Source organism: Algibacter sp., assembly GCF_049667265.1.
In the GTDB taxonomy this organism is placed as follows: domain Bacteria; phylum Bacteroidota; class Bacteroidia; order Flavobacteriales; family Flavobacteriaceae; genus Algibacter_B.
On sequence record NZ_JBATHX010000236.1, the window covers coordinates 1 to 6,439 of the forward strand.

Annotated in this window: 10 protein-coding genes; all 10 read left to right on the forward strand. The window is 34.3% G+C overall.

Annotated features, from left to right (window positions below; all coding sequences use genetic code 11):
- On the forward strand, positions 1-1,019 hold a 1,019-nt coding region (mgtE, locus tag WBN21_RS08890; protein WP_424199466.1), incomplete at its 5' end, for a magnesium transporter.
- Positions 1,020-1,255: 236 nt separating this feature from the next.
- Positions 1,256-2,191, forward strand: a complete 936-nt coding sequence (locus WBN21_RS08895) for a 2-hydroxyacid dehydrogenase (protein ID WP_424199468.1) — start codon at positions 1,256-1,258, stop codon at positions 2,189-2,191.
- Positions 2,192-2,252: 61 nt separating this feature from the next.
- Positions 2,253-2,663 (forward strand): response regulator transcription factor, encoded by a 411-nt coding sequence (locus tag WBN21_RS08900; RefSeq protein ID WP_424199470.1) that lies wholly within the window; start codon positions 2,253-2,255, stop codon positions 2,661-2,663.
- A gap of 104 nt (positions 2,664-2,767) precedes the next feature.
- Positions 2,768-3,274 carry a DUF4199 domain-containing protein gene (locus WBN21_RS08905; RefSeq protein ID WP_424199471.1) on the forward strand — a complete coding sequence of 169 codons (507 nt, stop codon included), beginning with the start codon at positions 2,768-2,770 and terminating at the stop codon, positions 3,272-3,274.
- Between the two features lie 7 nt (positions 3,275-3,281).
- On the forward strand, positions 3,282-3,740 hold the full coding sequence (locus WBN21_RS08910; RefSeq protein ID WP_424199473.1) for a DUF1801 domain-containing protein: 459 nt from the start codon (positions 3,282-3,284) through the stop codon (positions 3,738-3,740).
- Positions 3,741-3,743: 3 nt separating this feature from the next.
- Positions 3,744-4,115, forward strand: coding sequence for a VOC family protein (locus WBN21_RS08915; protein WP_424199475.1), 372 nt, complete (start codon positions 3,744-3,746; stop codon positions 4,113-4,115).
- A 17-nt stretch (positions 4,116-4,132) separates the two neighbouring features.
- A complete protein-coding gene (locus WBN21_RS08920) occupies positions 4,133-4,519 on the forward strand; it encodes a VOC family protein (RefSeq protein ID WP_424199477.1) in 387 nt (128 codons plus the stop codon).
- A 39-nt stretch (positions 4,520-4,558) separates the two neighbouring features.
- Positions 4,559-5,323, forward strand: a complete 765-nt coding sequence (locus tag WBN21_RS08925; RefSeq protein ID WP_424199479.1) for a sulfite exporter TauE/SafE family protein — start codon at positions 4,559-4,561, stop codon at positions 5,321-5,323.
- A gap of 107 nt (positions 5,324-5,430) precedes the next feature.
- Positions 5,431-6,033, forward strand: a complete 603-nt coding sequence (locus WBN21_RS08930) for a hypothetical protein (RefSeq protein ID WP_424199481.1) — start codon at positions 5,431-5,433, stop codon at positions 6,031-6,033.
- A 53-nt stretch (positions 6,034-6,086) separates the two neighbouring features.
- The coding region (locus WBN21_RS08935; RefSeq protein ID WP_424199483.1) for a YtxH domain-containing protein at positions 6,087-6,439 on the forward strand (353 nt) is incomplete at its 3' end.

Below are 6,439 nucleotides of genomic sequence, written 5' to 3' on the forward strand. Positions count from 1 at the left end.
TAATAGAACATATTGAAGACCTGGATCATAAAGCAGAAATTAGAGAACTTTTAGCTTATGATGAAGATACTGCAGGTGGTCTTATGGCAAAAGAATTGGTTAAGGTTTACGAAACCTGGACCATTGCTGGATGCTTACGCAGAATTAGAGGCCAAGCCAAAGATGTTACTAGAGTGCACTCCATTTATGTTGTGGATAAACAAAATAAATTAGTAGGACGCCTATCATTAAAAGATTTAATAATTGGTAAAAGCGACCAAAAAATTGCCGAAATTTCTAATGCAAATGTCGATTCTGTTAACGTTCATGACGATGCAGAAGACGTTATAAAAATAATGCAGAAATACGATTTGGAAGCCATTCCTGTGGTAGACGATAATCAAGTATTATTAGGTAGAATTACCATTGATGATATTGTAGATGTCATGAAAGAGGAAGCCGAAAAAGACTATCAAATGGCTGCCGGATTAAGAGGAGGAGTAGAGGCCGATGATACCATTTGGGAACTCACAAAAGCACGACTACCATGGCTATTAATAGGTATGTTTGGTGGCCTTGGGGCAGCGAGTATTATTAATGGTTTTAGCGACGCTCTTATAAAATTTCCGGCGCTATTAATGTTCATTCCATTAATTCAAGCAACAGCAGGAAACGTAGGTGTACAATCATCAGCCATTGTGGTGCAAGGTCTTGCAAACGATACTATCGATGGCAAAATATTAAGCCGCTTATTCAAAGAGTTTTTATTAGGTTTAGTAAACGGATTAGCTATTGCAGCAGTCGTTTTAGTAATCAGTCATTTCGTATTTCAAACCACCTATTTCGAATCACTAACCATCTGTGTGGCGCTTATTGTAGTCATCATTATGGCAGCTCTAATTGGGACTTTCATTCCCATTTTTTTAGACAAACGCGGTATTGATGCCGCCGTAGCAACAGGGCCATTTATTACTACAAGCAACGATGTATTTGGCATATTCATTTACTTTCTAATAGCTAAACTTATTTTAGGATTTTAAAAATTTGGCGCCTGCCTGCCGGCAGGCAGGTTACGCCTCCTTAGGTCGTCGTCGGGCTTTCGGCAGTCGCTTTTTTGTGTTGCATAGGTGCAACAACACAAAAAGAGCTTCAACAAATGCCTCAATCCCTAACGCACCTATCCGCAAACAGTTTTTCTACCACAAAAATTCGTGAAAATTAGTGAAATTCGTGTCTAACTTTTTTTATCCAAACTAAAGCTTCGTAATTTTACAACATGAACATACTCCACCTCGATACCAACCACAGCTTATTAATAAATCAATTAAACGATTTAGGATTCACCAATCACGAAGATTACAAATCCTCAAAAGAAGTCGTTGAAGCCATAATTCATAAGTACGATGGCATCATTCTTAGAAGCCGCTTCACCATAGATAAACAATTTCTAGACGCTGCAAAAAAACTAAAATTTATAGGACGCGTTGGCGCAGGATTGGAAAACATAGATTGCGATTATGCCGCACAAAAAGGCATCTATTTAATAGCAGCTCCAGAAGGCAACAGAAACGCAGTTGGCGAGCACGCATTAGGCATGTTGCTTTCGCTTTTCAATAAACTAATCAAAGCAGACGCCGAGGTTAGGGCAGGAAAATGGTTAAGAGAAGAAAATCGAGGTATCGAACTAGATGGCAGAACCGTTGGACTTATAGGTTACGGAAACATGGGAAAATCCTTTGCAAAAAAACTGCGAGGTTTCGATGTTGAAGTGCTATGTTACGATATAAAAGATAACGTTGGCGATGCCAATGCCAAACAAGTTTCACTTACCGAATTTCAAGAAAAAGTGGACGTTTTGAGTTTGCATACACCACAAACGCCGTTAACACTAAACATGATTAATGCTGCATTTATTAACCAATTTAAAAAACCATTCTGGTTCATAAATACCGCAAGGGGAAAAAGTGTTGTTACCACAGATTTGGTTTCAGCCTTAAAATCTGGTAAAATTCTAGGTGCAGGATTAGATGTTTTAGAATACGAAAAAGCATCATTCGAGAATCTGTTTTCTTCAGAAATGCCAGAAGCTTTTAAATATTTAATACAAGCAGAAAACGTCTTACTATCGCCTCACGTTGCGGGTTGGACCATTGAAAGCAAAGAAAGATTAGCACAAACGATAGTAGATAAAATAAAGGCGAAATTTTGTTAATCGAAAAGAATTCTTCAGATGATAGGATGGTTCGTTTTTAGAAATTCTTTATTTTTAAAACATGAAAAAAACCATTCTTGTTTTTTCACTACTTGTTTTAGCGCTACTACTTTTATTTCAATTTAGTAAATACACTTTAATTAGTGGCAATTTGGAAATTGAATATATCATGGCAATTATAGCTATGGCGTTTTTTGGAATTGGAATTTTTATAAATAAAAAATCTCAAAAGCAACATGTTGCTTCTAATAATGAAATTGATTTTCAAAAAATTGAAGAACTTGGCTTAAGTAAACGCGAATATGAAGTTTTGAAAGAAGTGGCTTCAGGATTGTCAAATCAAGAAATAGCCGATAAATTATTTGTTTCAGAAAGTACTATAAAAACCCACGTTTCAAATCTTCTTGTTAAGTTAAATGCCAAACGGCGAACACAAGCTATTCAAATTTCAAAAGCCCTTAATATCATTTAATTTCTTAGCTTTACAACTAAAGTATTAGGAATTTAGTACTTTAGTATGAGCCTAAAACCTTCCTGTCACACTACTTTTGATTTATTAATCCATAGATAATTAACATGAAAAATACTGTAATTAAGTTTGGCATGTATGCATTAATTAGTGGTTTTATATTCTTTGGCTTGCCATTCTTTTTGGGGATGGGCGTAGATTTTGACTATGGTGAAATCATTGGCTATACGGCCATGATACTATCATTATTGTTTGTATATTTTGGAATTAAACATTATCGAGATAAAGAAAACAACGGAAAAATTTCGCTTGGTAAAGCTATTGGGATTGGCATGCTTATAGCCTTGTTTTCTGCTGTTGGCGTTGCCGTTTTCGATTATATTTATACTACTCAAATAAATCCAGATTTTGCCAGCGAATATTTAGAGTATTCTATTAAAAAAATGGAAGAAACCCTATCAGCTGAAGAATTAAAGGTTAAATCTGCCGAGTTAACCCAGCAAATGACAGATTACGGAAGCCCAAGCTTTATGGCATTTATGATGTTTGCATCAGTTATGATTCTTGGGTTTGTAATATCTTTAATTTCAGGATTAATTCTACAACGTAAATAAGTTTATAATGAAATCAAAAGCAACAACACCAAAACAATACTTGGACGAGTTACCAGGAGATAGAAAAGAACCTATTTCAAAGTTAAGGCAACAAATTCTAGACAACCTTCCAAAAGGTGTTGAAGAAGCCATGAATTATGGCATGTTAGGATATGTAATTCCCCATTCTGTGTATCCAGATGGTTACCATTGCGACCCAAAATTACCACTACCGTTTATGAATTTAGCATCACAAAAAAACTTTGTTGCCGTTTATAGTATGGTGATTTATGCAAAAAAAGATGTGATGGACTGGTTTACTTCAGAATATGCTAAACGCTGTAAGTACAAGTTAGATATGGGGAAAAGCTGTTTGCGATTTAAAAAAATGGACGATATCCCATTTGATTTAATTGGAGAACTTACTGCAAAAGTTAGTGCGGAAGAGTGGATAGATATATACGAAACTAATGTAAAAAAGAAATAAACTATGAAGTTAGGAGCCTTTTCAATAAGCTTAAATGTTAAAGACCTAAATGCATCAAAGCAATTTTACGAAACCCTTGGTTTTAAAAAATTCGCTGGAGATATTAAGAGTAATTACCTTATCATGAAAAATGGAAATGCCCTTATTGGGTTATTTCAAGGGATGTTTGAAAAAAATATTTTAACCTTTAATCCTGGTTGGGATGAAAATGCTAATAAGGTTGAAAACTTTGATGATGTGAGAGTTATTCAAAAGCATTTAAAAGAAAATAGTATAAAGTTAGAAAATGAAGCTGACCAAAATACTTCTGGTCCAGCAAGTTTAGTATTGTTTGATCCAGATGGAAATACGATATTAATTGATCAGCATGTTTAAACTAAACTAACACAAAAATGAAAAACAGAGTAACTGGAATAGGAGGTTTATTTTTTAAAACTAAAGACCCGAATGCATCCAAAGATTGGTATAAAAAACATCTAGGATTTAATACCGATGATTATGGTTGCACTTTTTGGTGGAAAGACGAAAATGGTAATAAATGCTCAACACAATGGAGCCCGTTTCCTGAAGACACCAAATATTATGAGCCTTCAAAAAAGGATTTTATGTTTAATTATCGGGTAGAAAATTTACATGATTTGCTTAAAGTTTTAAAAGAAGAAGGTGTTACTATTGTTGGCGACGTTGAAGAATATGAATACGGCAAATTTGGTTGGATTTTAGACAATGATGGCAATAAAATTGAACTATGGGAACCTGTAGACAAGGCGTTTTTGTAAATGAAATTTTTTTTCAGCTTTTTTATTAATTAGACAATATTGATATATCTAGAAATACTTCAATCTTATAATTTAACTGTAATGCAATGGGTCGCCATTGGTTTTGCAGTATTTTTATTGGGTTTATCAAAATCGGGAATTAAAGGGATTGGTATTATTATCGTGGTAATTCTTGCCTTTGTTTTTGGCGAAAAAGCGTCAACTGGAGTCTTGTTACCAATGCTAATTTGTGCCGATTTATTTGCTGTTGTATATTATAACAGGCATGCACAATGGGATATTATTAAAAAGTTAATCCCTTGGATGATTGCTGGTGTTTTAGTGGGTGTTTGGGTTGGGAATGATATTTCTGAATTGGTATTTAAAAGGCTCATGGCAATTATTATTATTGTATCTGTGGGCATCATGTTTTATACAGAAAACAGAAAATCAAACGTTATTCCGAAAAACAAAGCTTTTGGTGCAGTAACGGGATTTTTAGCAGGTTTTACTACCATGATAGGAAATCTGGCCGGTCCCATTTCAAACGTTTATTTTCTTGCCATGCGCTTTCCTAAAAATGAATTTATAGGAACGGCAGCTTGGTTGTTTTTCATTATAAATGTTTTTAAACTGCCATTTCATATTTTTGTTTGGAAAACCGTAACGGTGGAAACGTTGGTTTTAAATTCGGTATTAATTCCAGCCGTTATTATTGGTTTTTTCTTAGGAGCCTATATTGTTAGGTTAATTTCTAATGTAAATTATAGACGTTTTATTTTAATTGTTACTGCCCTTGGAGGCCTTATTATGCTAATAAAATAATATTTCTAACTCGCTATGTAACATTTAGTTAAGTTATATGACAAATAAATAAACAGCATGTAATTTTTCACTAATTTTACTGTCGAATAATAAAATTAATTATTAAAATGTCTGAAGAAAAAAAAATAAGCGATAGCCTAAATGATATAATGGGTAATGCTAAAGAAGGTGCAAAAAAATCTGCTGATAAAGCTAGCATATTTGCAGATGAAGCGGCTGAAAAACTAGGAAAGTTCTCCGATTCTGCTAAAGAAAAAGCGTCGCATTTCGCTGAAGATGCTAAAGAGACTTTTACTGAAGCTAAAGCAAAAACCAAAGAATTTGCAGATGAAGCTGGTGAAAAACTAGAGAAGTTTACTGGTGCTGCTAAAGAGAAAGCATCGCATTTAGCTGAAGATGCTAAGGAGACTTTTAATGAAGCCAAAGCAAAAGCTAGTGAATTAGCAGATGAAGCTGGTGAAAAACTAGAGAAGTTTACTGATGTTGCTAAAGAAAAAGCATCACATTTAGCTGAAGATGCTAAAGAGACTTTTACTGAAGCCAAAGCAAAAACTAAAGAATTTACCGACGATGCAAAAGAAATGGCTTCTGAATTTGCGGATGCTGCAGAGGACAAATTTGAAGATTTTGCCGAAGATGCTAAAGAAACCTATACCGAAGCTAAAGAAAAGACTAAAAGCTGGTTCCAAAGAGTATTTGGGAAAAAATAAATGGGTTTGACACTTTTTCACTAACTTTAATGTTCTAACAAATACCAAAACTTATGGCAGACGATAAAAATTTAAGCGATGATCTTGATGATATGTTAGGAGACGCAAAAGAGGGTGCTAAAAAAGCAGCCGGGAAAGCAAAAGGTAAAGCTAGTGAGTTAGCAGACGATGCGAAAGAATTGGCTGGTGAAGCAAAAGAAAAGGCAAAAGAATTTGCAAATGAGGCAAAAGAGACAGCTTCCGAATTTGCTGAAGACGCTAAAGAAATTTTAAGCGATGGAAAAAATATTGCTATTATAGCTCATATTACCTTAATAGGGTGGATTATTGCCTTGGTTATGAATAATGGTAATAAATCTGAATTAGGGTCTTTTTATATTAGGCAAATGCTTGGTTTATTAATATT